This is a genomic window from Candidatus Krumholzibacteriia bacterium, assembly GCA_035268685.1.
Taxonomy (GTDB): domain Bacteria; phylum Krumholzibacteriota; class Krumholzibacteriia; order JAJRXK01; family JAJRXK01; genus JAJRXK01.
The window spans coordinates 1-24,849 of the sequence record DATFKK010000022.1; the positions used below are offsets into that span (position 1 = coordinate 1).

Here is a 24,849-nt window from a genome sequence, read left to right on the forward strand (position 1 = left end):
CCACCGTCCGTACGATCTCGGCCCCGTCGTCGCGCACGATCCGGACCAGGTACATGCCACTGACCACGCGCTCGTCGACCACGTTCCGGGTGTCCCACGCGCGGTCGCCATCCTGTACACCGCGGATCCTGTGCACGAGGCGACCGCTCAGCGTGTAGACGAACAGTTCGACCTCGCCCTCGAAACCGGTCACGCGCAGTTCGTCGTCGCCACTGCCGATCGGGTTCGGTCGCAACGTGACGTCGAAGGCATCGGCGGTTCCCCTGCCGGTGTCGTCGATCCGGACCCGGGCCACACCGGCATCGGTGCCGACGTAGAGGAGCCGGCGCTCCGCGTCGTAGTCGAGCGCCCGGACGCCGGTCCCCGGCAGTGGGGAGAGGATCTCGGGTCCGAGTCGCCCCAGGTCGAGGTCGAGGAAGTTGGCCGCGTTCGTGAAGGCGCGGATCTCGGGCCCGTCGTCCACCACTGCGAGCCGGTGCAGGCCTCCTTCGCCGCCGGACCACACGAAACCGGCGCTGCCGACCTCGAGGACCCGCTGGGTGTTGGTGATCAACGAATTCGCGAACTCATTCGTCGCGAAGCGTTCGACGTCGGAGTCCCCCACCGCGAACCCGTCGAAACGGAAGGCGAAGGTCCCCTGGTCCTCGGTCGCGACCCAGATGCGGCCGTCGGGTGCGACCTCTACGTCCACGGCCGCGGTCAGGGGTGTTCCGAGTGCGTTCGTGGGCAGCGAGCGCAGTGTGCGCCAGCGGGTGCTGTCGGCGCTGGCGGTGAGCAGGTCACCGGGGCCGTCGACACCGTCGAGATCGAAGCGCTGCACCCCCACACCACGCACGGCCACCCACAGGTAGCGATCCCCCTCGAAGGCGAGGGCCGGAACGTCGTCGCCCGCGAGCGCCGAGGCGTCGGCCGTGATCTTCACCCACGACGCCGGTTCGAGCGGCCGGTCGAGATCGACGAGGACGTCGAGCCCGAGGTTGCGTCGACCGTTCGGTGTCACGCCCCCGTCGCTCGACACCCATATCCAACCGCGTGGACCGGACGAGAGATCCAGGATCCGGCGTGTCTGGAGCACGTCGTCGCTCACACGGAGATTCAGGTACTCGCCCGCGGGAGCCTCGGCGTCGGGATCGGGACGGAAACGCGTCAGTCCGCCGACGTCGGCGAAGGCCGCCACCCACAGGTCACCCCGCGCGTCGCGCTCGATGGCCCGTTTGACGCCGTTCAGCCAACCGTCACCCGGTCCTTCGTCCTGCTCGGCGTCCGCCCGTGCGTATACGCTCACACGACCGTCGGCACGCCAGTGGGTCACACCGTCCTCGGGGGGAAAACTCCCGATCCACACACCCCCTTCGCCGTCGGCCTCCAGGCTCCATGCCCGGCTGCCGTAGAATGCGTCGACGGCCGGTGAGCGCCCGCTGTCGGGCGACCAGAAGACCGGCGTGTTGATCACTTCGTCCTGCGACAGGTCGATCCGCCGCCCCGCCGACCATGTACTTCCGTCGGGGCGCAGGGACAACGCGAGCAGTTCGACCTCGGCCCGGGTCTCACCGAACTCCTCCCATGTCGTCGCATCGAGATCGCGCTGCCGGATGCGGCTCTGACTCAGGAGGACCGCGATCCGGCCCGACTCGACCTCGAGGTCGAGGACCGGGCGCCCCGCGCCGACGTCGACGAGAGACCAGACCGGTGCCGCGGGATCGGACTCGTCGAGACGGTAGACGTCGTCGCCCACCGCCACGAACACTCCGTCGGGCCCCGCCGCCACGTCGACCACGGCGAGCGAGGGCAGGCCGCTGTTCAGAGTCCCGACCGAATTCTCCCGGCGATCGAACACTCCCACGCCCGCCGGAGTGGCGAACCACGCCCGGCCGTCGTGGGCGGCCACGGCGACCACGTTGTTCGAGGGGAGCCCGAGGTCCGCGGTGAAGGCCTGCTCGGGAAAGCCGTTCGCGACTGCGCCCCCACCCGAGGGGGAGCCGTAGTAGAGGAAGTTGCCGTCGACGGCCAGCGATCGGATCCGTCCCTGGTCCTGCAGGCTGGTGATGGCCCGGACGACGAAGCTCGGCTCGACGAACAACAGGCCAGCGTCGGCCGTCCCCGCCCAGAGGCGTCCGTCGTCGTCGACGACCAGCGACAGGATCCGGTTCGACGTCAGTCCATCGGTTCCGTCGAGCGGCTCGAGGGTCGACGCCTCGGGGTCGTACAGGAGGATCCCGGCGTCCTCGTCGGCGCCGGCGACCCGACCGTTCCACTCGACCACGTCGACCAGGCGGGTCTGGGGGAGCAGGAGCTCCCAATCGGTGTCGTCGAATTGCGCGGCGGCCTGACCGCCAACGAGGACCAAGAGCAGGAGCGTGAACGACGCGCAGCCGGGCGCCCGACGAATGCGATGCATGAAGACCTCTCGGAAACGGCTATCGCGTCGACACGACGCGGGGCCAACGTTCGTCGTCGAGAAGGAGGCGAGGCAGAGCGCTCAGGAAGAAGTCCGCGTCCCGCGCGAGGGACCAGTGCTCGATGTACTCGAGATCGTCACCCGCGAGGTCGGCGACCTCGACGTCTCCCGACCGGCTCCGCCAGGGACCGGTCAAACCCGGTTTGACCGCGAAACGTAGCAACCCGACCGATCCGAGTTCCTCCTCGGTCCCGAGAGGAAGGGGAAAGGGGCCCACCAGACTCAGCCGGCCCGCCGCCACGGCGGCGAAGAGCGGCGCCTGGACCAGGCCCGGAAGGGCCCGCCCGCGCCGGTCCACGAGTTCGGTCCATGCCACCACCCGGCGGCGCTGGCCCAGGACCTCGACCCGGCGTCCCCGGACCCCGAACGGGCGACCGAGAGCGGAGCATAGCAGATGCCCGGGAAGCGCGACCAGGGTGAGGATGGCCCCGATCGCACGGTCCGACAACCACTTGGACGCCGCCGCCTCGCTCAGGGCCGGAGGTCGCCGCAACCGCCACCACCGGCGACCCCAGCGGTCGGTCTGCTGCTCGTCGGGCCCCAGCTGCGCCGCCCAGGGCTGCTCGACGAGAACCTCGATCCCGTCGGCGGCCAGACGCCGGAGAACGGCTCGACGTCTCGCGTCGGGTTCGTTCACGCCGGACACCAGGACCTCGCCGATCCGGTAGCGGTCGACCACCGTGTCCAGGTCGTCGAGCCGTCCGAGCACCCGGTGGCCCCGGACCCTGTCCTCGTGCCGCGCCGCATCGGACACCCCGTCGTCGGTGACCACGGCCCCCGCCAGTCGGTCCCGTCCGCGACCGGCGACCAGGGTTTCGAGGAACCGCGGCAGATCCGCGGCCGGTCCCAGGACCAGCGCACGGTGTGCCACCGGCTGGGCTCGTTCCAGTCCGCCCAGCACGCGCTCGCGCACGGCTCGCACCAGCCCGAGAGCGACCAGATAGGCCGGGACGAACAGCAGGATCACCGCGCGGCTGAACGTCCGCGTGTACGACAGATAGACCCCGGCCATCACCACGAGGGTCACGAAGAAAGTCGCTCGCAACTCGCGCAGGCCCCGCTGGACGGGCCCCGCCCTCTCCTGGTCGTGGTACCGGCCGACGAGCGGCAGGACGACGAGCGAAACGAGGTTCACCGACAGGATCAGCGGCCAGTAGTGGACGAGATCGAACAGCGGCTGCGGGAACAGCGGATCCATGGCGCGTCGTGCGTAGAACGCGGCCAGGAAGGCCAGGTTGAGCGCGACGAGATCGCCGAACACTGCCGCGGCCACCCGCCAGGTCCCCTGGAGCCGGCGCGCCACGTAGACCAGCGCTCCCCATTTGTCGTAGAAGCTCAGGAAGCTGCGCAGGTGGTGCACGAAGCTGCGTCCGAACCGCGTGCTCGTGCGCTGGAACTCGTGCACCAGCTGCACGTCGGGCACCAGGTGGACCTCCCAGCCTCCCTCCCACATGCGGTAGCACCAGTCGACGTCCTCGAAGTACAAGAAGAAACGTCCATCCATGGCACCGACGTCGTCGAGTGCTTCGCGCCGTACGAGCATGAAGGCACCGGTGATCCAGTCCACCGGTCCGGGACGGTCGAGATCGTCGTCGAGCATCAGGTGACGACGCAACTCGGGATGGTCCGGGCGCAACTTCCCCAGGGGCGTGCGCCGCAACAGGATCGTGGTGAGCGAGTAGAAACGGCGCGCGTTGCGCTGGACCGTGCCGTCGGGATCGAGGAGCTGGACGCCGACGAGTCCGACCTCGGGATGCGACCGCAAGTAGTCGAGCGCACGGTCGACGGCCCCGTCCGCGAGCTCGACGTCGGGATTGATCACGAGCACGTGCTCGCCGTGGGCCTCGGCGATGGCCGCGTTCACCGCCCGGGCGTAGCCCAGATTCCGCGGCATCGGGAGCACGCGAACGTCGGGGCGACTCGCGCGCAACCAGTCGGCCGTCCCGTCCCCCGGCGCGTTGTCGGCGACGAGCACCTCGTGGCGAGCACCGATCGGGTGTGCGTCGAGACTCTCGAAGAACCGCCGCAGCGGCGCTTCGCTGTGGAAGCTCACGAGCACGAGGGTGACGTCGAACGAGCGCGTCACGGTCGACCTCAGCGCCCCTGGAACAGTCGTAGGCGCCAGACCATCCACACCGCTTCCCAGATGATCTTCTTCGACATCTTGCTGACACCCACCGCTCGGTCGGTGAAGACGATCGGGATCTCCTCGATCCGCAGTCCCTGCCGGTGCGCGTGCCAGTTGAGCTCGATCTGGAAGGAGTATCCGTCGCTGCGAACGCGGTCGAGCGGCAGCTTCTGCAAGGTCTCGCGGCGGAAGCACTTGAAGCCTCCGGTGCAGTCCTTGAGCGGCAGTCCGGTGACGATACTGGCGTAGATGTTCGCGCCGACGCTGAGGATGAGCCGGGACAACGGCCAGTTCACCACCGTGATCCCGTACAGGTAACGGCTGCCGACCACGAGGTCGGCGTCCTCGATCGCGTCGAGGAAGTCCGGGATCGACGCCGGGTCGTGCGAGAAGTCGGCATCCATCTCGAACACGTAGGCCGCGTCGCTCTCGTTCAAGGCCCAGTGGAAACCGGCGATGTAGGCCGAGCCCAACCCGCCCTTTCCTTCGCGGTGCAGCACGTGCAGCCGCGGTTCGTGCTCACGCATCTCGTCGACCACCGCACCCGTGCCGTCGGGACTGCTGTCGTCGACCACCAGCACGTGCACGTCGGGGTCCTGGGCCAGGACCGCCGGAACGATCCGGCGGATGTTGTCGGCCTCGTTGTAGGTCGGAATCACGACCAGCGCCTTCATCCGGTGTCCCTCTCGCTCCGGACGGATCGGCCGTCCCCGTTCTCGCCACCGCGACGTCGCCGCCAGCTCTGCACCGGCGTCCAGGCGAAGCCGGCCAGGACGAGCAGCAACGCCAGGTTCGAGACCGTGCGGCCCGTACGGTAGCTGGAGTCGTCGACCGCGAACTCGACCGTGTGCTCGCCGGCCGGAACGGCGACCGCCCGCAGGGCGAAGTTCGCGCGTAGCATCCGCGCCTCCTCGCCATCGATCGTCACCGTCCAGTGCGGATACCAGACGTCCGAGACCACGAGCAGTCCGTCGACCGGTGTGTCGACGCGTAGCTCGATACCATTGTACCGCTCTTCGACCACTTCGACCGAGCCTTCCGTCGCCCCGGGCTTCGGGGCGGGATCGGGTTCGGCCGACACGATCGCGGTCGAGCGGGGGTCGAAACCGGAGCTCGCGACCCGGGCCAGTACCGCCGACCGGGGCAGTTTATCGGTCGTGTCGACCCCCGACCGCTCCCGCTCGTGGTCACCGACGAGCCACGCCCGCGGCAGGGCGCTTCGATTCTCGTAGACGGTGCCCTCCTCGGTGACCAGGGCCGGCGGTTCGGCGAGGTCCAGACCGAGCTGCCGCAGCTGCTCCACGGTCTGCTGCTCGAAGGGTCGAGCCGCCACGACCCAGTCGGCCGAGAACAGGTTCGCCAGCCGCAGGGCGGGCGGACGTCCGCCGTACATCTGCTCGCGCAGCCGCTCGTAGACGTCGAGCTTCGCGGCGTGGTAGCCGCCCAGACTGACGATCCCCCGGGCAGCCAGACGGTTGTCGCTCTCCCATCCTCCGATCGGGAACACGCGTGGACGCGGATCCCGTTCCCGCAGCCAACGCGTCAGCTCCGCGTCGGCCGTGTAGTCGCGCAATCTCTCGGGATCGTGGATCATCGGCGGAGAGTCGACCGCCACCACCCGGTTGCCGGCCCGTTGGGCGTGCGGCAACGTTCCCTCGGGATGGATCAACGGCATCTGGACCCGCCACAGGTCGAGGAAGAGCAGGAACGCGATCAGACCCATGGCCCACGGAACCGGCAGACGACGCATGGCCACCGCCACGAGCACGAGAGGGATGGCGGCCAGGATCGCTCCCACGCGCAGGGCATCGGCCACCGCCAGGTCGGCCGCGGCGCGCACCGCGTCGGCGGGCGGAACGGGTCGCCCGAACTGCTGCGCCATGTCACCCCAGTTCGTGGCCATCGAATCGCGCAGGGCATCGGCCCCGATGCTGCCGAGCAGCAACAGGACGAGGGCGACGCTCAGCGACACGACGAGCGTCGGACGCCCCAACCACCGCGGACGCGTCCGCGCCGCCGCCGACGAGACCAGCGCCTCGAGCCCGTGCGCCGCGAGCACGATCACCGCCAGATGGTGCACCGCGAGGATCATCGAGGGCACCCGGAACTTGTCGAAGCCGGGCAGGAGCTCGTACAGTACCCGGTAGAGGAAGAAGTCGTCGCCGAGCGCGATCAACAGCGACAGGACGGCCAGGGCCATCATCGCCCACAGCGTCCGATCGCGCCGGAGCAGGAATCCGATCAGCCCCAGCACGAGCAGCGGAAGACCGATGTAGTTCGGATAGTCGGTGAAAGGCATCCCCCCCACGTACGCGCCGCGGCCGTAGCCGGCCGTCGTGGGCCACCAGAGCGTCGCGATCTCCGACCACGACAGACTCCAGTTGGTCGCGTATTCGAACGCGGCGTCCGCATCGCCTCCGCCACCGGCCCCGGCCGCGCCCCGGATCGAGAAGCCCTGGTACTCCAGGACGGGCAGCACGAGGACCAGGGCGATACCCAGACCCACCAGACCTGCCACCGCGATCCAGCCGGTGCGGATCAGCACCGGCCGCCGACGCTCGTCCGACCGCAGGTCGAAGATCCACCACACCACGACCATCACGGCGATCGCGAGCACGGCGTAGTAGGTGATCTGGATGTGCGCACGCAGGAGCATGAGCCCCACGAACAGCGCGAGTCCCGCCGCCCAGGCGACGCGCCCTCGACGCAGGACCGCCTCGGCGAACCACAGCGCGAAGGGCATCCACGCAAAGGTTCCCAGTTTCGTGCCGTGTCCGTAGGCGCCCCAGGCCGACATCTTCGGCAACGCGAGGACGAGGACTCCCCCCGCGATCGCAGCCGGCCACGGAACGCATCGCCACCGCAACCAACCCGTCACTCCGAGCGCGGCGACGAGGTAGTGCACGAGCAGCCACGTCATCGGGGGCAGGCCGAAGCCCTCGCGCAGCAGCCTGATCGGTCCGGTCAGCGGATAGGTCCGGGGATTGTAGGCCAGGCTCCCGTAGGAAGGCATTCCGCCGAAGACGAACGGATTCCAGTGCGGGAACTCCCCGGCCTCCAGGGCGTCGTCACCGGCGCGCTGGAAGGCCGCGGCTGCCTGCGAATCGCTGCTGCTGTACACCTTCCCCTGCAGTGCGATCTCCGGATGCACGAAGACCGTGGCCACGGCCAGCACGGCCACGGCGATCGCCACGAAGAGGACTCGGTTGCGCAGCATGATCTTCCTCCGCCCGGGCGACGTTCAGACGTCGCCGCGCAGTTCGCGGGTCGGGTGACGCGGCTCCGCGCTCGGCGCTTCGAACACCGCCTCGAACACCGCCCCGGCCGCCCCCGGTGCCCCCCGCAAGAGCAGGAATCCGGCCAGCGCCGCATCGTACAGGAAGCCCGTGGGTCCGGCGAGGAGACCGTGGGCATGGCGACGGGCCAACTGCCGACGAGAACGGGTACGGTGATAGGCCTTGAACCGCGACATGCGTCCGCCGACCGAGGCGCTGACGGCATGGTGGAGGACGGCCGCGGGTACGTAGGCGACCGACCAACCGGCCGCGCGGGCCCGCAGGCAGAAATCCACGTCCTCGGCGTAGATGTAGAACTCCTCGTCGAGTCCGCCGAGTTCCCGCCAGACCTCGGCCCGGACCGCGAGCGCGCACCCGGTGACCCAGTCGGTCGGACCCGCCGGATCGGCGCCCGCACCGACGCGCGCGCGCAGTGCCCGATGGCGCGCGAAGCCCCAGGCCGGGTCGAAACGACCGCCCCCGTACCAGATCCGCTCGGGGCGGTCGGCGTGCACGACACGCGGACCGGCGATCCCTACGGCGGGATCCTCGAAAGCACCGTCGAGCGAACGCAGGAAGCCGGGCGTGGCTTCGGTGTCGTTGTTCAGGATCAGCAGTACGTCGGCTCCACGCTCGAGCGCGTGCGCGGCCCCGGCGTTGTTCCCTCCCGCGAAGCGCCGGTTCTCACCGAGTTCCAGGATCTCGACACCGGGGAACCGCGTGCGAACGAAGTCGGCGCTGCCGTCCTCGCTCCCGTTGTCCACGAGCACCACGAAGTGGTCGGGATGATCCTGCTCGGCGAGCGAGGACAGGCAGCCCTCGAGATAAGGCCGGCCGTTCCAGTTGAGGACCACGACCCCCATGCGTCGGGTCGGGACCGTCACCTCTCGTCGTCCTCGTCCTCGTCGCGCACCTGGTACTGACTCGTGGTGTCGCGGGTCGCCACGAAGAGTTCGCCCAGCAGTCCCAGGCTCACGAATTGCACCCCCACGAGCACCAGCGCCACGCCGAACAGCAGCATCGGACGGAGCCGCAGCGCCTGCTCGACGATCCATACCCCGAGGAACCAGGCCAGGACCAGGGTCCCCACCCCACCGAAGAGCAGTCCGAGGCGGCCGAAGAAGTGCAGCGGTGACGTCCGTTGCCGCGTCAGGAAGACGACGGTGAGCAGATCGAGCAGCCCGTTGACGAAACGCGAGCGCCCGAACTTGGTCACGCCGAAGCGTCGCTCGTGGTGACGCACCGGGAGTTCGGTCACCCGGAAGCCCTGCACATGGGCCATCACGGGCAGATAGCGATGCAGCTCACCGTACACCCGCAGCGATCGGGTCACCCGACTGCGGTAGGCCTTCAACCCGCAGTTGAAATCGTGGAGGTGCAGACCGCTGACCCGGCGTGTGACGGCGTTGAACAGCTTGCTGGTACTCGTCTTCACCAGCGGATCCTTGCGCTGTTGTTTCCACCCACTCACCAGGTCCCAGCCCTTGCCCAGTTCGGCGATCAGGGCCGGGATCTCCTCGGGGTCGTCCTGCAGGTCCGCGTCGATGGTCACCACGACACGGCCCCTCGCCTCGCGGAAACCGACGGCCAGCGCCGCGCTCTTGCCGTAGTTGCGGAGGAAGCTGATCGAGCGCAGCCGCGTGTGCTCGGTCCGGAGTCGACGGAGTTCACCCCGCGTACCGTCGTCGCTGCCGTCGTCCACGACCAGGATCTCGTAGTCCGTGGTCACCCGGTCCAGGACCGACTCCAGCCTCTCGGCGAGGGACGGAAGGCTGTCGATCTCGTTGTACGCGGGAACGAGCACGGTGACGGCGCACTCACCGGGTCCGTGCGCCAGGACAGTGCGCACGCGCTCCGGATCGAACCGGACCGGAGTCGAGCCCTCGGCCCCGCTCACTCCGATCGCCTCCGCGCCGCGACCCAGCGCGCCTCGGCGTCCAGCCCTTCGGCCAGAGGGATCCGGGCCTCGAAGCCCAGGTCCTCGCGAGCCCGGCTGCCGTCGGCGTAGGTGTGTCGCACATCACCCTTCACGGTCTCGTGGTGCTCGATCTTCACCTCGTCGGCCACTCCGTGCTCGATCGCCTTCGTCTGCAGCACCTCGAGGGCCTCGCGCAACGAGATGCGCGCGCCGCCGCCGATGTTGTACACACCGCAGTCGCTCGGGTCGTCGGCGGCCAGTAGATTCGCGCGCACGGCGTCCGCCACGAACGTGAAGTCGCGCGTCTGTTCCCCGTCGCCGTACACGACCCACGGACGACCGTCGGCCGCCGCCTCGAGGAACTTGCGGAAGGCCATGTCGGGCCGTTGACGGGGCCCGTACACCGTGAAGTAGCGCAGACTACTGCTGGGAACACCGAAGTTCGCGGCGTAGAGCACGCAGAGGTGCTCGGCAGCGAGCTTGCTCACGCCGTAGGGGCTGAACGGCTGCTTGGGCACGTCCTCGACCACCGGATAGTGCTCCTGATTGCCGTACACACTGCTCGACGAGCTGTACACCAGCCTCCGGAACGGGGCACTCCGACGCCGCAGCTCGACCAGGGCCTCGAGCAGTCGCTGGGTCGCTCCGATGTTCGAATGGAGGTAGACGTCGAACTCCGCGCCCCAACTCGCACGCACGCCGGCCTGCGCCGCGAAGTGGAACACGACTTCCCGGTCGGCGACGATGTCCACGAGGTCGACCGCGTTCATGTCGGCCTCGACCAGCCGGAACCGATCGGAACGGCGCGCGGCCTCGACGTTGGCTCGTTTCAGTGCCGGGTCGTAGTAGTCGCTGAAGACGTCGATCCCGGTGACGTCGTGACCGTGGGCGAGCAGGCTGTCGACCAGAGTGCTGCCGAGGAAGCCGGCGCAGCCGGTCACGAGCACGCGGCGCGGACGCCCACGCCACGCATCGGGCACGTCGACGTCGACCCGATCGATCATTCGCCTCCACCCCGGATCGTGCCCTCGATCTCCTCCTCGACCGGCCCCAACGTGTCCGACTCGAGGCGCTCCAGTTCACGGAGGAAGCGGTCGAAGACTCCGCGCGCCGAGGTGTCGCCGGTCCTCTCCACGTAGGCGTCCACCTCCGCCTCGGCCTCGGCCGTGCGGCCGGCGAACAACAGCGAGCGGATCAGCAACTGCGTGTAGTCGACCGCGTCCGGTGCCTCTTCGACCAGATCGCGCGCCCAGGCCACGGCGGCGGTGTCCTCCCGCATCTTCAGCAACGACTCGCCGAGGTTCAGCAATGATTCGTTCGGATGCTCCTGGTGCGGCATCAGCCGGCGACCGGCGTCGAGGGCCGACTCGATGTCGTTGCGCTGCAGGTACACGATCGGCAGCACGTCGACCGTCACCGGGAAGGTCGGGTCGAAGCGATAGGCCATCTCGAGGGCTTCGATCGCGAGATCGTAGTCCCCCGCGCGCGCACTCACGAAGCCCACCCTCGAGAGGGCCGCCGGGTAGTTGCGGAGCAGGTGCGCGGTCTGGGCGTCGCGGTAGATCGAGTCGTCCGCGTAGCCCTCTTCGTCGAGCACCGAGCGGAAGTCGTAGACCTCGGTGAAGGCGTGCCAGATCCGATCGGAGTTCCAACGGGGATTGCCGTCGTCACTGCGCTCCGGTGTCAACCGGTAGACCATGCCCTCCATCTCGAGGAAGGGTACGAACATCCCGATGTTCTGGTTGGGCACGGTGATCGCGTAGTAGATCGGGCGCTCCCACTGGTTCTGCTGGACCACGTGCCACATGGTCTTGTCGCGGATGTAGGCCACGCTCCCGTCGGGCAACCGCTCGGCCACGAGCAGCGTCGTGATGTTCCGGAAGCGGATGTCGGCCCGGCCCTCGATCTGTTCGTCCGTCCACGTGATCGGCAGGCTCGGCTCGTAGTCGCGGAGCTGCTTGATGTACCAGGGCAGGTTGATCAGACTCAGGTTGACCACGCGCACGTCGGTGCGGAAGCCCTCGACCTCCTGCAGGTACCACAGCGGGAAGGTGTCGTTGTCACCGTTGGTGGCGAGGATTGCGTCGGGCGGCAGACTCTCGAGGATGTTCTTGGCGTAGGTGTAGGCGATCCAGTTCTCGCTTCGATCGTGCTCGTACCACTTCTGATGGTTCACCGGGGCCATGAGCACGGGCAGGACGGGCAACAGGAGCAGGACGGCCGTCGCCCCCTTCACGAAGAGCTGACTGCCCGCACGTCGGCCCGACCACGCGGCGCGCAGGAGACCTCCGGCACCCAGGCCGAGGAACAGGGCCGCGAACTGGAAGAATCCGAAGTAGAAGTAGTCGCGATCCCGGACCTCGCTGTCCGTGAAGTTCAGCAGCAGGAGCAGTCCGACCGAGTTCACCAGCAGTGTCGTCAGGAACGCGACGCCCAGCCGCCAGTGGTTCTGGAGCTGGTAGACGATGCCCATCAGCCACAGAGCCGTCGGAATCGCGATGTCGGCGAAGGTGGGACTCTTCGCCGGCAGGAAGGTGAACTGCTGGATCAGCCCGATCACCTGTCGCCCGGCCAGCTGGCCCGTCTGCCAGATCGAGGTCCCCCACAGGTGACCGACCTGCCAGGCCAGCGGCGCCTCGCGCTCGAAGACACTGCGCGGCGGGTACTGCTCACGCCGCAGCACGCTCATGAGCGTGTCCCAGGTGGTGGGATCGGTCTGGTTGATCATCGGGTCGTGATGGGCCCGGATCAGCATGAAGAGGTGGACCGACAGCCCGACGACGAAGAGACCGATCCCCGCGAGGGCGAACCAGCGGTTCTGCTCGATCTCGTCCTTCTCTCCCCAGGTGATGCTGCGATAGGCCGCCCCCAGGATCGCCGCGCCGAAGAGGAACAGGACCAGCCCGTCCGGCGCACTCATGGTCGAGAGCACGAAGCCCCCAACGACGAGCGCCACCAGGAACATGTCGACGAGGCTCAGGGCGCGGCGATCGGCCAGGACCACGAGCACGAAGACACCCGGGAAGACGAGGATCGACCCCAGGTGGAACCCGACCGCCATGCCCATGAGATAGACGATCAGCAGCATGATCGTGGCCGAACTCGCCCGCTCCCGGATCTCCCACCAGCACACGGCCAGGAAGCTGACGAAGGCCATGGTGAAGGCGGACAGCGCGTAGACCTCGGCCTCGACGGCGTTGTTCCAGAAGGTGTAGCTGAACGCCAGGAAGAGAGCCCCGACCGCTGCCCCGGCACGCGGGATCCAACCGGGGCTCGGGTCCTGCTTCTCGCTGGCCCAGTTCCGCTGCAGCCGCACCCCGGTCATGTACATGAAGGACACGGCCAGGGCCGAGAAGACCGCGCTCATCAGGTTGATCTTGTGCGCGATCCCGATCCCCAGTGGCAGCAGGCTGAAGACCTTGCCGACCAGCACGTACAGAGGGGTTCCGGGCTGGTGGGGAATCCCCAGCGTGTGCGACACGGCCACGAACTGCGCGCAGTCCCAGAAGTTGATCGTAGGACTCATCGTGAGCGCGTAGACGGCCAGGCTCAACGCGAACAATGCCGCGGCGATCCGGTGGTCGGTGTCGGCGAACCAGCGCATTCGATCTCCGGTGACGAGCCCTCGGGAACGGCCTTCGGCGGCGCCTCGACCCCGCTCGAAGCGCCCGGCGCCGGCCAGGGCGGAGGGCCCCGGAGCGCACACGAGGGCGTAAGGTAGCACAGGCCACGCCAGGGCGACAGCGCGGGCCCGGCACTGCAACGTCGGCCGCCCGAATGGGTTCCGGCCGCTCAGTCCTCCGTCCGTCGCCGGCGCAGCCGCAGGCGGCCGCGCACGAACATGACGGTGAACACGATCCCTCCGGCGAGGCTCACCGTCACCTGCACCAGGTAGGTGATCAGCTGCATCACCACCGCGCTGTCGGGATCGATGCCGATCTGCGGCATGAGCCGATAGGCCACCAGTTCGCGGATCCCCAGACCGTTGAACGAAATGGGCAGGACCACCGCCATGCCGAGCACGGGAACCAGGACGTAGAGCTGCAGGACGCGCTCCCAGTCCAGGGACAGGCCCATGGCCAGGGCCACCAGCAGGTGGGTCGCGATCCGGAGGCTCTGCACCAGGAGAGCCAGCAGCCCGAGCCGCAGGACGAAGGGAGGATCGCTCCGGTAGTCCTGGAGCACGCCGAGGAGCGCCCGGATCCGGCCCTTGCCGTGGCCTCCGCGCAGGCGTTCGGACACGCCGACCAGCAACCGTCCCATTCGTCCCGACAGGATCGCCACCGTCCCGGCGATCACGGGAACGGCGACCACCGCCAGCGCCCACCAGGGCAGCCCGGCGGGTGTCCCGCTCCCGAGCACCGCCCCGGCCACGAAGGCCAGGCCGGCCAGGGCGCTCAGCCCGAGCATCCGGTCGAGCAGAGTGCCCGCGATCGGGCGCGCCACCCGTCCGGTCTCGACGGCCACGTCGGCCACCTTGACCAGATCTCCACCCACGTTCGTGGGCAGGAAGTTGTTGAAGAACAGACCGACCCAGTACAGGGCGTGCAGGCGCCCGGCCGGAACGGTGAGTCCGGCGCGCCGCAGGATCAGGGTCCACTGCCAGGCACCCAGCACGGTGCTCAGCGCGAACACCAACAGCGGCGGCACCAGCAGCCACGGCGAGGTGGTGAGCACGCGGCGGACCTCGACCTCGAGTTGCCCACGGAGTTGCGCGTAGAGCCACCACAGCAGCGCGACGCTCACGGCCAGACGCAGGCCGGTCGCGAGGATCCCACGGACCCGCGGACTCAGCGCCGGCATCGTTCCAGCATCCGCTCGGTCTCGACGGCGGCGTCGTCCCAGCTGAACGACCGGGCCCAGCGGACCGCGTTCTCGCTCATCATCCGCCACAGGGGCGGATCGGTCAGCAGGCTCAGCGCCTTGTTCGCGAAGTCCTCGGGATCGCCGTAGTCGGCGAGCAGGCCGGTCTCGCCCTCGCGTACCGAGTCCACGAGACCGGGCCGGCGGCTGGCCACCACCGGAACCCCGCACTCGTTCGCTTCGATCACCGTCAGCCCCCAGCCCTCCTTCGGACTCGGGTTGAGGAAGAGATGGCTGCGGTACAGCGTCTCCACGATCTCGGTACGCGGAAGATGGCCGTGGAAGTGCACCGCCCCGGCGAGCCCCAGGGACGCGGCGACCTCGATCAGACGCAGACGGTCGGGACCGTCTCCGATCACGTCCAGTTCGGCATCGGCGAAGACCTCGCGGATCCGGGCCAGGGCCTCGAGCACCACGTCCACGCTCTTGTAGCGGCGCAGGCGACCGAGGTGCACGATCCGTGGTGAAGAGGCCCGCGGCGGTGGGTCGTCGAGCACGTAGCGTTCGTGATCCATCCCGCAGTGCACGACCTCGATGCGTTCACGGGACACGCCCCGGTGCACCAGGTCCTCGCGCGTGCTGTCGCTGATCGCCTCGAACCAGCAATTGCGGTAGATCCACGACAGCGGTTGCTCGCTCAGCCACACGTAGGTGGCGAAGGCGGGATTGGTCTCGCGAAAGACGGTGCGTCCGAACAGGTGCGGGATCACCGCCAGCACCGGAAGATTCGTGAACAGCGGCGCGTAGAAGGGCACCTTGTTGATGTCCTCGAGCACCACGTCGTAGGAATTGCGCTTCAACTCGTCGCGCAGCAGCGGGATCACGTTGAAGTTCGTGAAGGCCCAGTGGCCGCGCCGGCGGTAGCGGATTCCGTCGTCGGCGACCTCCTCGGCGGCGGCGCCGGGATAGCTGCAGCACAACCAGGTGACCTGGTGGCCGCGCTGCACCAGACGCCGCAGGATCTCGTGCAGGTGGACCTCGGCCCCTCCGGCCATGGGGTCCACGCGGTCGCGCCAGTTCAGGGCCAGGATCCTCACGGGGCGGTCGCTCCGGTGCAGGGGGCGGTCGGAGCGCGGCCGGCCGGGCGCGCGCGGACCACCGGGACGAAGAAGGACTCGGACTGCGCGCCGCTCAGACGGCGCTCGTGGCGACCTCGCGGCTGCGCTCGGTGGCGGGGGTCGCGGTGACCGGTTTGCGGCCGAAGACCCCGATCACGATGGTCGTGTACAGACTGGCCCGTTTGCTCCCGAACCACCGACGCCAGGCCCGGTCGATCGGGCCGATCACCGGCAGTGGACGCGGATACATGGGCAGGCGCCAACCCACGGTCTTCAGCAGGACCTTGCGCAACGCCCGGTAGAACAGGTTGGGGACCATCCAGTCGCCGTAGGCGTGGGTGGGCTCCAACCCGGCGCTCCGCATCAGGTCCTCCAGCTCGCCCACGCTGAACTCGGTCTCCCATCCCGCGAACCACTTGTCGAAGGCCATGAGCAGGTGCTTGCCCACCGTGTAGTAGTGCCAGCGCTGCGGAACGTCCACCAGAAGAAGTCCGCCGGGCTTCAGCACCCGCACGTGCTCGCGGAGCATGGGCATGGGATCGCGGAAGTGCTCGAGCAGTCCCTGGTGGAACACGAGATCGAAGCTGCCGTCGGGAAAGGGCAGCGCGAGACCGTCGCCGCCGACCATCTCGACCTCGACCCCGGCCCGCTCCGCCGCCTGCCGGATCAGGTCGAGACTGCGCGGGGCGTAGTCCAGCGTCACGACACGCGCCCCGGCCCGGGCCAGGGCGATGCTGTCGCGGCCGGTCCCGGCGCCGACCTCGAGCACGCGCATCCCGGACGGATCGCACACCTCGAAGATCTCGCGCAGGATCCGCCCGCCGTTGTCGTAGACGTCGTCGAGCGACAGCCCCTCGGCCTCCGTCCAGAAGGCCTCCCAGTGTTCTTTCCGCGATTCCCTCATCCTGTGAGTATAGGTTTCGTGACGCACCCCGGACAAGGGCGGGAATCGCGAAGACGTGGACTCAGTCGCGGTAGCGGGCCCGCAGGGCGCCGAAACTCGTGGTGTCGGTGGGCACCGCACCGACGTAGCGGATCCGGTGGAGCGTCCCGTCGCCGAGCGACACGTACACGACCGAACCGTCCGGCGCGATCGCGAAGTCGGCGGCCGTGCTCAGTCCGTTCGCCCAGTCCTCCGGGCCGGGCTGACCGTCGACGGGCGCGGCGATCTGCCACTCCTGCCCCGCACCCGTCAGCCGGCGCAGGTCGTTGCGGAAGAAGTCGGCGAAGAACAGGTCGCCCTCGTAGGCCGCCGGCCAGGGGTACTCGGCCCCTTCGGGCGCGCGGACCACGAAGCCCGCGACCACCGACACGCCCTCGGTGCGCCCGTAGTCCCAGATCGGCTCGACGAACTCGGCGCCGCCCGGGTCGTCGCAGCTGCCGGGTGGTTGGATGGGCAGACTTCCCTCGCGGAAGGGCCAGCCCAGGTTCTCGCCTCCGTCGGCCACGCGGCTGATCTCCTCGCGCGAGACCTCGCCGACATCGCCGACGAACAGCTCCCCGGTCGCCACGTCCACGGTCATGCGGTAGGGATTGCGCAGGCCCAGGGCCCACACCAGCGACGCGATGCCTCCCTGCCCGGCGAAGGGATTGCCCGCCGCCACCAGGTCGGCCGTCGACACCGGGCCGTTCGCGCCGAGGTCGGCCACGTCGAGCCGCAGCACCTTGCCCAGGGGACTGTCGAGGCGCTGCGCCGCACAGCGGTCCTCGTCGTCGCCCACCGAGAAGTACAGGAAGCCATCGGGTCCGAAGAGCAGTGTGCCCCCGTTGTGGTTTCCGAAGTCGTCGGGGATCCCGTCGAGGACCACCAGCGCCGACGCCGGGTCGAAGCCCAGGTCGTCACCGTCCGGGGCCGTGAGCGAGCCCGTCGCGGCGTAGCGGACCAGGCGCATCTCCCGCGGACTGCGCGCGGTGAAGTGCACGTACACGTAGGGCCGCTGCGGCCAGCCGGGATCGACGGCCAGGCTCAGCAGACCCGCCTCGTTGTTCGCGGTCTCGAGGTCGGGAACCGTCAGCACGGGCGCGGACACGAGCGTGTCGTCGGCCAGGACCAGACGGAGGTTGCCCGTCTTCTGCTCGGCGACGAGCAACCGACCGTCGGGGAGGTGGGTCAGCGCCACGGGCGCGTCGAGTCCGCCGAGGACCTCGCTCTGCTCGAAGTCGGTGGGCACGGCGGCGGGCACATCGACCGCGACCGCGGCCAGCAGGACGAACAGGACGGAACTCCACTGTCGCATGGGCGCGCTCCTCGCGTTGGGGGCAGTCGGACACTAGCACGAAGTCGGTGGCCGGCGCCGACCCGGGGCTGCCACCGCGCGCGCATCGGTGCTATCCTGCCCGGCCGCCGTACCCCTCCTCCCACCGGGACCGCACCGTCGTGAAGCACGTATCGTCCGCGCCCCGCGCCCTTCCGGCTTTCCTGTTCGTCGTCGCGCTGGTCACCCTGGCCTGGACGGCCACGGGCTGCGACGCCACCGCCGACGCCACCACGCCGATCCCCGCGATCCAGGGGGCCGGCCACCGCTCCCCGTTGGCCGGCGAGCGCGTGGTGACGACCGGGGTGGTGACACGGGTCCTCGACGACGGCTTCTTCCTGCAGGACCCGGAGGGCGATGACGATCCACGCACCTCCGACGCCATGCGCGTGTTCGACGACGCGACGAGGGCCGAGGTCGGGCAACGCCTGCGGATCGAAGGCACGGTCGCGGAGTGGAGACCGGGCGGCAACGAGACCAACCTGACCGTCACCATCCTGCGCGACGCGCGCATCGGGATCCTGGACGAAGACGTCGAACTGCCGACTCCGGTCGTCCTGGGCCGCGACGGACGCATGCCGCCGACGGCGGTCGTGGACGACGACGCGCTCGAGGAGTACCAACCCGCGCGCGACGGCATCGACTTCTACGAGAGCCTCGAGGCCATGCGCGTGCGCGTGGACGACGCCGTCGCGGTGTCGGCGACCAGCCGCTACGCCGAGGTCTGGGTGCTCGCCGACGGCGGTGCCGGCGCTACCGGGCTCAACGACCGCGGGGGCATCACGCTCACCGAGGGCGACGTCAATCCCGAGCGGATCCAGATCCAGTTCCCGTCGCGGGTCGTCGCGCCCGCGGTCGGCATGGGCGACCGTCTGGGCACGCTCGTCGGACCCTTGGACTACGCCTTCGGCAACTACGAGGTGCTCGTCGCCCGCCGCCCCGAGGTGCGCCGGGCGGAGACCGGTCCCGACGTCACCTCGCTGGGGTCGTCCGACGACGCGATCACGGTGGGCACCTTCAACGTGCTCAATCTCGGCGGCGACGCCGAGCCCGAGGCCTTCGCCGTCCGCGCGCGTGTGATCGTGGAGCGCATGGACGCCCCGGCGATCGTCGCCCTGCAGGAGATCCAGGACGACGACGGCGCCGCCGACAGCGGCGACCCCTCCGCCGACCGGACCTTCGAGCGCCTGATCGGGGCGGTCGTCGACGCCGACGGCCCGCGCTACGCCTACGCGCAGATCGATCCCGTCGACGGCGCCGACGGCGGCCAGCCCGGCGGCAACATCCGGGTGGGCTTCCTGTACGACGAAGAGCGGGTGGCCCTGCCCCGCCGCGGTGACGCCGGCCCACTCGACGCGGTGGCCGTGGTCGACGGACCACACCTCGAGCCCAATCCGGCGCGCGTCGACCCCACCGCCGACTGCTTCGACGACAGCCGCAAACCCCTCGCCGCGGAGTTCGTCGTCGACGGCGTGCCACTCTTCGTGATCGACGTGCACTTCTCGAGCAAGGGGGGCAGCACCCCACTCTTCGGCGCGGTGCAGCCTCCGGTGAACGGCCGCGAGGAGGCGCGACGGGAGCAGGCCGGCCGGGTGCTCGCCCTGGTCGAGGCGATCCGGGCCGAGGATCCGCGGGCGAGGATCGTGGTGCTCGGGGACTTCAACGAGTTCGCCTTCGAGGAACCCATGCGGGCCCTCGTCGCCGGCGGTGCACTGGAGAACCTGATGCTCGAGCTCGAACCGACGGCGCGCTTCACCTACGTGTACCAGGGCAACTCCCAGGCCCTCGACCACGTCCTGGTGGGCACCGGCGGCTTCCGGTCGACCGAACTCGACGTGATCCACGGCAACGCGGGCTTCCGCGGAGGGGCCAGCGACCACGACGCGATCGTGGTGCGGCTCGGTCTCTGAACGTCGGGAATCGGCGCGCGCCTCAGGCCGGGCGCACCTCGCGCGCGAGCCGGTCGAGCACTCCCTGGACGAAGCGCACCGAGTCGCTGGTGGAGAAGGTCTCGACGAGGTGCTGCGACTCGTCGATGACCACGGCCACGGGGATGTCGTCGCGATGCATCAGCTCGACCAGTCCGAGCTGGAGGATCGCGCGCTCGACGGCCCCCACGCGCTCGGCCGCGCGCCCCTGGACGAACTCGTCGATCCGTGCGTCGAGGGCCTGGAGCTGGTCGTCGAGCAGCGGCTCGAGCTCACGGACGTACTGCAGCGTCTCGGTGTGCGGCCGTCGCCGCTCCACCTGGTCGACGATCGCGTCGGGCAGGGGCCGTCCCCCCACCCGACACGAGTACAGGGCTTGCACGAGCAGTTCGCGCGCCTTGCGACGCCGGGCGGAATTCAAGACTTCGGCTCGATCCGTGAGAGGACGTCGGCGGTCTCGAGCGCGGCCATCGCCGCGTCGAATCCCTTGTTGCCGGCCTTCGTACCGGAGCGCTCCATGGCCTGCTCCAGCGAGTCGGTGGTGAGCACGCCGAAGATCACGGGCACGTCCTCGCTCAGACCGACCTCGGCCACGCCGCGGCTGACGGCGGTGGCCACGTGTTCGAAGTGCGGCGTGCCCCCGCGCACCACCACGCCCAGGGCGATCACCGCATCGTAGTTGCCGGTGCGCGCCATGCGGCGGCAGGTGAGCGGGATCTCCCAGGCGCCGGGCACCCAGGCGACGTCGACGTCGTCGTCGGCCACGCCGTGACGCCGCAGACCGTCGAGACAACCGTCGAGCAGCTTCTCACCGAACAGCGCGTTGAACCGGCCCACCACCACGCCGAAGCGCTTGCCCTTGCCGTGGTACTGCCCTTCCAGAACCCTCGCCATCACTGTTCCTCCTGACGGTCGGTCGAGGTCTCGGCGCCGGCGATCTCGCTGGCCCCGTCGATATCCTGCAGCAAGTGCCCCATCTTGTCGCGCTTCACCTGCAGGTAGCGCAGGTTGCGCGGATTCGGATGCATCTCGATCCCCACCCGTTCGACCAGTTCCAGTCCGTAGGCCTCGAGGCCGACGATCTTCTTCGGGTTGTTCGTCAGCAGGCGCATCTGGCGCACACCGATGTCCACGAGGATCTGTGCACCGATCCCGTAGTGCCGCAGGTCGGCCGGGAAGCCCAGCTTCTTGTTGGCCTCGACCGTGTCGGCTCCCTGGTCCTGCAGTCGGTAGGCCCGCAGCTTGTTCCGCAGACCGATGCCCCGACCCTCCTGGCGCATGTACAGGAACACACCGCTACCCGCGCGCGCGATCTGGTCGAGCGCGGCCTCGAGCTGATCGCCGCAGTCACACCGCAGCGAGTGGAAGAGGTCGCCCGTGAGGCACTCGCTGTGCACACGGACCAGGGCGGGCTCGTCGGGACGGATGTCGCCGATGACCAGCGCCACGTGCTCGTCGTCGTCGATGCGTGTGCCGTAGAGACGCATGGAGAACTCCCCGAAACGCGTGGGCAGCGGGACGCGCTCCAGTTCCTCGACGAGCTGCTCGTGGTGTCGCCGGTACTCGATCAGATCGTGGATGGTGATGATCGGAAGCCCGTGGGTCCGCGCGAAACGGCGCAGGGCCGGAACCCGCGCCATGCTCCCGTCGTCGTCCATGATCTCGCACAGCACGCCTTGCGCGCCGAGTCCCGCCAGGCGGGCGAGGTCGACGGCGGCCTCGGTGTGGCCGGCACGCGTCAGCACCCCGCCGCGCGCCGCCTGCAGCGGGAACACGTGACCGGGGCGCGCGAGCTTGTCGGGTGTGGTCCTCGGGTCCACGAACTGCCGGATGGTCTCGGCCCGGTCTCCGGCCGAGATGCCGGTGCTCGTGCCCTCGACCGCATCGATGCTCACCGTGAAGGCGGTGCCCAGCCGGGAGGTGTTGCGGTGGACCATCGGGTGCAGCTCGAGCCGTTCCAGGTGCTCGCGCTCGGCCGCCACGCACACGAGTCCGCGCGCCTCCTTGGCGAGGAAGTTGACGTGGTCGGGCGTGACCCTCTCGGCGGCGAAGATCACGTCGCCCTCGTTCTCGCGCTCGGCGTCGTCGACCACGATCACCATGCCACCCTCGCGGATGCGGTCGATCGCCACGGCGATCGGGTCGAATCCCTCGGTCGTCTGGTCGTGACCGCCCTGCGGCTTCGATTCGCTCATTCGTACCGGCCTCCCCCGGAGTCCGTGTCCCAGCCCGCGGCACCCAGCGAATCCCAGGTGATGCCCGCGGATCCGCCCACCTGACCGAGGTAACGCAGCACATACTTGCCGAGAACGTCGGTCTCGAGGTTCACCCGGCCTCCCGTCTTCTTGCGCGCCAGCCCCGTCACCTCGGCCGTGTGGGGGATCAGGTAGACCTCGAAGGTCGTGTCGCCCACCACCGGGCCGACCGTGAGGCTGATGCCGTCGATCGCCACGCTTCCCTTGGGAACGAGCTGGCGGACGAGTTCGGCATCGGCCTCGAAGCGATAGGTGATCGACTCGCCCCTGGGTTCGACGGCCAGCACGCGCGCGATGCCGTCGACGTGTCCCTGGACGAAGTGACCCCCGAGCGGATCGCCCGCTCCGAGCGAGGTCTCCAGGTTCACCGGATCGCCCTCGCGCAGGTCACCGAGTGTGGTCACGCGCAGGGTCTCGGCGATGGCGTGGACGTCGAACTCCCCCTCGGCGAGCCGGGTGACCGTCTGACAGACGCCGTCGAGGGCAACGCTGGCCCCCAGAGTGAGGCGACCGGCGACCTCGGCCGGACACGTCACGGTGAGATCGCGGTCCTCGGCGCTGGCGCGCACGCTCCGCACGATTCCCTGAGCCTGGACGATTCCGGTGAACATGTCCGCCTTCGGGGGACGCGCGCCGCACTCAGCCCGGCGGCATCGGGAGATCGTGCCGGCGCAGGATCCATTCGAGGTCCTCGCCCACGCGTCGGCTGCGCCAAGAGCGGTATCGCTCTTCGAGCGCAGTCGGGGCCACCAGGCCCGGCCCGTCAGGGCCGAGAATCCGGGGGGCCAGGAATAGATGGAAACGATGTGCGCGGCCGGTCGCCAGCAGATCGGCGGCCAGCGTGGGCCCGGCTTCGACGAGGACCGTCCCGAGACCCCGCTCGGCCAGCGCCGGAAGAATGGCCTCCCAGTTCAGCCGGCCCGGGCCGGTCCGGTCGACCGGGACGACCTCGACGCCCGCCGCGCTCGCCGCGGAGGAGCCCTCGGGACCGCAGAAGAGCAGGGCGTGGTCCGGCAGCCAGGCCGGATCGAGCCGCCCCCGGGAATCGAGGACCACCGGGCGCGGGTCGCCGGGAAGCCGGTCGCCGTCGTCGACCCCGCGGACATCGAGCCGTGGCCGGTCGGCCTCGACGGTGCCGCTCCCCACCATGACCGCCGACGCCCGAGCCCGCATGCGATGCACCCGCCGACGGGCCCGGGGCCCGGTCACCGTGCGCCGCGAGGGGTCCTCGACGCGTCCGGTGCGCGGTGCGAAGCGTCCGTCGAGACTCAGGGCCACCTTCACCGTGAGGTGGATCTCCGTGTCGGCGGACGTCTCGAAGAAGGGGTGGTTGAGCTCCCAGGCAGGTCCTGCGAGCAGCCCCGCCTCGACCTCGATCCCGTGCTCGCGCAGGCGTCGGGCTCCCCCTTCGTGCCCCCGCGCGCTCAGATCGGCCACCGCGTGGACGACGCGCCCGACGCGGGCCTCGATCAAGGCGTGCGAGCAGGGAGGTGTGCGTCCGTGGTGGTCGCAGGGCTCGAGCGTGACGTACACGGTCGCGCCCTCCGGATCGATCCCCCGCTGCCGCAGGTCGCTCAGCGCCGCAGCTTCGGCGTGGGGCCCCCCGGCCCGCTCGTGCACCGCCTCGGCCAGCAATCGCCCGTCGCGGACGATGCACGCGCCGACGGTCGGGTTGGGCCACGTCCGTCCCGCCCGGCGCCGGGCCAGCCGCAGGGCACGCCGCATCCAGTAGGCGTCTCCCGGATGCAGGGCGGCGGCGGCCACGGGCTCAGTCCTCGTCGTCGGTGTCGAGCGTGAACAGACCCTCGGCGAAGGCCCCCGCGTCGAAGGGGGCGAAGTCGTCCGCCGTCTCCCCGGTCCCGACGTAGCGCACCGGCAGGTCGAGTCCCCGCGCGATCGCCACCACGATCCCACCCTTGGCCGAACCGTCGAGCTTGGTCAGGAAGATCGCGTCGAGGGGAACCACCTGCGCGAACTCCCTGGCCTGAACGATTCCGTTCTGCCCGGTGTTGGCGTCGAGCACGAGCAGGGTCTCGTGGGGAGCCTCGTCGACCTGCTTGCCCACCACACGCCCGATCTTCTCGAGCTCGCGCATGAGACCTTCCTTGGTCTGCAGGCGCCCCGCCGTATCGATGATCACCACGTCGTGGCCACTGGACTTCGCGTGCGCTATTGCGTCGTAGGACACCGCCGCCGGATCGGCGCCCATGTCCTGCTTGACGATGTCGACGCCGACGCGCTCCGCCCACAGTGACAACTGCTCGACCGCCGCGGCACGGAAGGTGTCGCCGGCGGCGAGAAGGACCCTGTGTCCCCGACTCCGGTACCAGGCCGCGAGCTTGGCGATCGAAGTGGTCTTGCCCACGCCGTTCACACCGACCATGAGCACCACGTGCGGGGGGCCTCCGGGCGCCGGAGGTTCCGAGGAAGCGCCTCCCAGCAGCTCGGCCACTTCCTCCTGCAACACCGCCACGACGTCCTCGACCGAAGCCGCCCCACCCTTCCCGCGGAGCCGCTTGCCCAGTCCCTCGGTCAGTTCGACGGCGGCGTCGACACCGACATCGGCACCGATCAGGACCTCCTCGATCTCCTCGAGGAACTCGTCGCTGAGGAAGACCTCGCGCTTGACCACGGCGCTGAGCCGCGACACGAGGTTCGAACGGGTCTTGCCGAGACTCTTCTTGAGCTTCCGCAGGGCACCCAGGACCACG

19 protein-coding genes are annotated in these 24,849 nt (G+C 69.5%); 1 reads left to right on the forward strand and 18 read right to left on the reverse strand.

Going from position 1 to position 24,849, the window contains the following annotated elements:
* The 12 genes from VKA86_02310 to VKA86_02365 form a co-directional block, all read right to left on the reverse strand.
* A partial coding sequence (locus tag VKA86_02310; GenBank protein ID HKK70021.1) for a two-component regulator propeller domain-containing protein occupies nt 1-2,398 on the reverse strand: 2,398 nt, incomplete at its 3' end.
* A gap of 19 nt (nt 2,399-2,417) precedes the next feature.
* Nucleotides 2,418-4,544: a glycosyltransferase gene (locus VKA86_02315; protein HKK70022.1), complete on the reverse strand. Its 2,127-nt coding sequence runs from the start codon at nt 4,542-4,544 to the stop codon at nt 2,418-2,420.
* Between the two features lie 8 nt (nt 4,545-4,552).
* Nucleotides 4,553-5,260 carry a polyprenol monophosphomannose synthase gene (locus VKA86_02320; protein ID HKK70023.1) on the reverse strand — a complete coding sequence of 236 codons (708 nt, stop codon included), beginning with the start codon at nt 5,258-5,260 and terminating at the stop codon, nt 4,553-4,555.
* Entirely contained in the window at nt 5,257-7,803 is a 2,547-nt protein-coding gene (locus VKA86_02325) for a hypothetical protein (GenBank protein HKK70024.1), read from the reverse strand. Before VKA86_02325 ends, VKA86_02320 begins: the two co-directional genes overlap by 4 nt.
* Nucleotides 7,804-7,827: 24 nt before the next feature.
* Nucleotides 7,828-8,745, reverse strand: a complete 918-nt coding sequence (locus VKA86_02330; protein ID HKK70025.1) for a glycosyltransferase family 2 protein — start codon at nt 8,743-8,745, stop codon at nt 7,828-7,830.
* Nucleotides 8,742-9,758: a glycosyltransferase family 2 protein gene (locus VKA86_02335; protein HKK70026.1), complete on the reverse strand. Its 1,017-nt coding sequence runs from the start codon at nt 9,756-9,758 to the stop codon at nt 8,742-8,744. The genes VKA86_02330 and VKA86_02335 overlap by 4 nt, the downstream gene beginning before the upstream one ends.
* Nucleotides 9,755-10,783, reverse strand: a complete 1,029-nt coding sequence (locus VKA86_02340; GenBank protein HKK70027.1) for an NAD-dependent epimerase/dehydratase family protein — start codon at nt 10,781-10,783, stop codon at nt 9,755-9,757. Before VKA86_02340 ends, VKA86_02335 begins: the two co-directional genes overlap by 4 nt.
* Entirely contained in the window at nt 10,780-13,383 is a 2,604-nt protein-coding gene (locus tag VKA86_02345; GenBank protein HKK70028.1) for a DUF2723 domain-containing protein, read from the reverse strand. The genes VKA86_02340 and VKA86_02345 overlap by 4 nt, the downstream gene beginning before the upstream one ends.
* Before the next feature lie 188 nt (nt 13,384-13,571).
* Complete coding sequence (locus VKA86_02350) at nt 13,572-14,582, reverse strand: lysylphosphatidylglycerol synthase transmembrane domain-containing protein (GenBank protein HKK70029.1); 1,011 nt, start codon at nt 14,580-14,582, stop codon at nt 13,572-13,574.
* Complete coding sequence (locus tag VKA86_02355) at nt 14,570-15,679, reverse strand: glycosyltransferase family 4 protein (GenBank protein HKK70030.1); 1,110 nt, start codon at nt 15,677-15,679, stop codon at nt 14,570-14,572. Before VKA86_02355 ends, VKA86_02350 begins: the two co-directional genes overlap by 13 nt.
* A gap of 94 nt (nt 15,680-15,773) precedes the next feature.
* Nucleotides 15,774-16,604, reverse strand: a complete 831-nt coding sequence (locus VKA86_02360) for a class I SAM-dependent methyltransferase (protein HKK70031.1) — start codon at nt 16,602-16,604, stop codon at nt 15,774-15,776.
* 61 nt (nt 16,605-16,665) lie between these two features.
* A complete protein-coding gene (locus VKA86_02365) occupies nt 16,666-17,937 on the reverse strand; it encodes a PQQ-dependent sugar dehydrogenase (protein HKK70032.1) in 1,272 nt (423 codons plus the stop codon).
* A 140-nt stretch (nt 17,938-18,077) separates the two neighbouring features.
* On the opposite strand from VKA86_02365, the gene VKA86_02370 reads away from it, so the two are divergent.
* Nucleotides 18,078-19,865 (forward strand): endonuclease/exonuclease/phosphatase family protein, encoded by a 1,788-nt coding sequence (locus tag VKA86_02370; GenBank protein ID HKK70033.1) that lies wholly within the window; start codon nt 18,078-18,080, stop codon nt 19,863-19,865.
* Between the two features lie 22 nt (nt 19,866-19,887).
* Here VKA86_02370 and nusB read toward each other — a convergent pair whose 3' ends face one another.
* Genes nusB through ftsY form a run of 6 tightly spaced genes read right to left on the reverse strand, consistent with a single transcriptional unit; the run spans nt 19,888 to nt 24,848 of the window.
* Entirely contained in the window at nt 19,888-20,304 is a 417-nt protein-coding gene (gene nusB, locus VKA86_02375) for a transcription antitermination factor NusB (protein ID HKK70034.1), read from the reverse strand.
* On the reverse strand, nt 20,301-20,777 hold the full coding sequence (gene ribE / locus VKA86_02380; protein HKK70035.1) for a 6,7-dimethyl-8-ribityllumazine synthase: 477 nt from the start codon (nt 20,775-20,777) through the stop codon (nt 20,301-20,303). Before ribE ends, nusB begins: the two co-directional genes overlap by 4 nt.
* On the reverse strand, nt 20,777-22,078 hold the full coding sequence (locus tag VKA86_02385) for a bifunctional 3,4-dihydroxy-2-butanone-4-phosphate synthase/GTP cyclohydrolase II (GenBank protein ID HKK70036.1): 1,302 nt from the start codon (nt 22,076-22,078) through the stop codon (nt 20,777-20,779). The genes ribE and VKA86_02385 overlap by 1 nt, the downstream gene beginning before the upstream one ends.
* Nucleotides 22,075-22,749 carry a riboflavin synthase gene (locus VKA86_02390; protein ID HKK70037.1) on the reverse strand — a complete coding sequence of 225 codons (675 nt, stop codon included), beginning with the start codon at nt 22,747-22,749 and terminating at the stop codon, nt 22,075-22,077. The genes VKA86_02385 and VKA86_02390 overlap by 4 nt, the downstream gene beginning before the upstream one ends.
* A 28-nt stretch (nt 22,750-22,777) precedes the next feature.
* Nucleotides 22,778-23,902, reverse strand: coding sequence for a bifunctional diaminohydroxyphosphoribosylaminopyrimidine deaminase/5-amino-6-(5-phosphoribosylamino)uracil reductase RibD (gene ribD / locus VKA86_02395; protein HKK70038.1), 1,125 nt, complete (start codon nt 23,900-23,902; stop codon nt 22,778-22,780).
* Nucleotides 23,903-23,906: 4 nt separating this feature from the next.
* Nucleotides 23,907-24,848, reverse strand: coding sequence for a signal recognition particle-docking protein FtsY (gene ftsY, locus VKA86_02400; GenBank protein ID HKK70039.1), 942 nt, complete (start codon nt 24,846-24,848; stop codon nt 23,907-23,909).
* Nucleotide 24,849 lies beyond the last annotated feature (1 nt).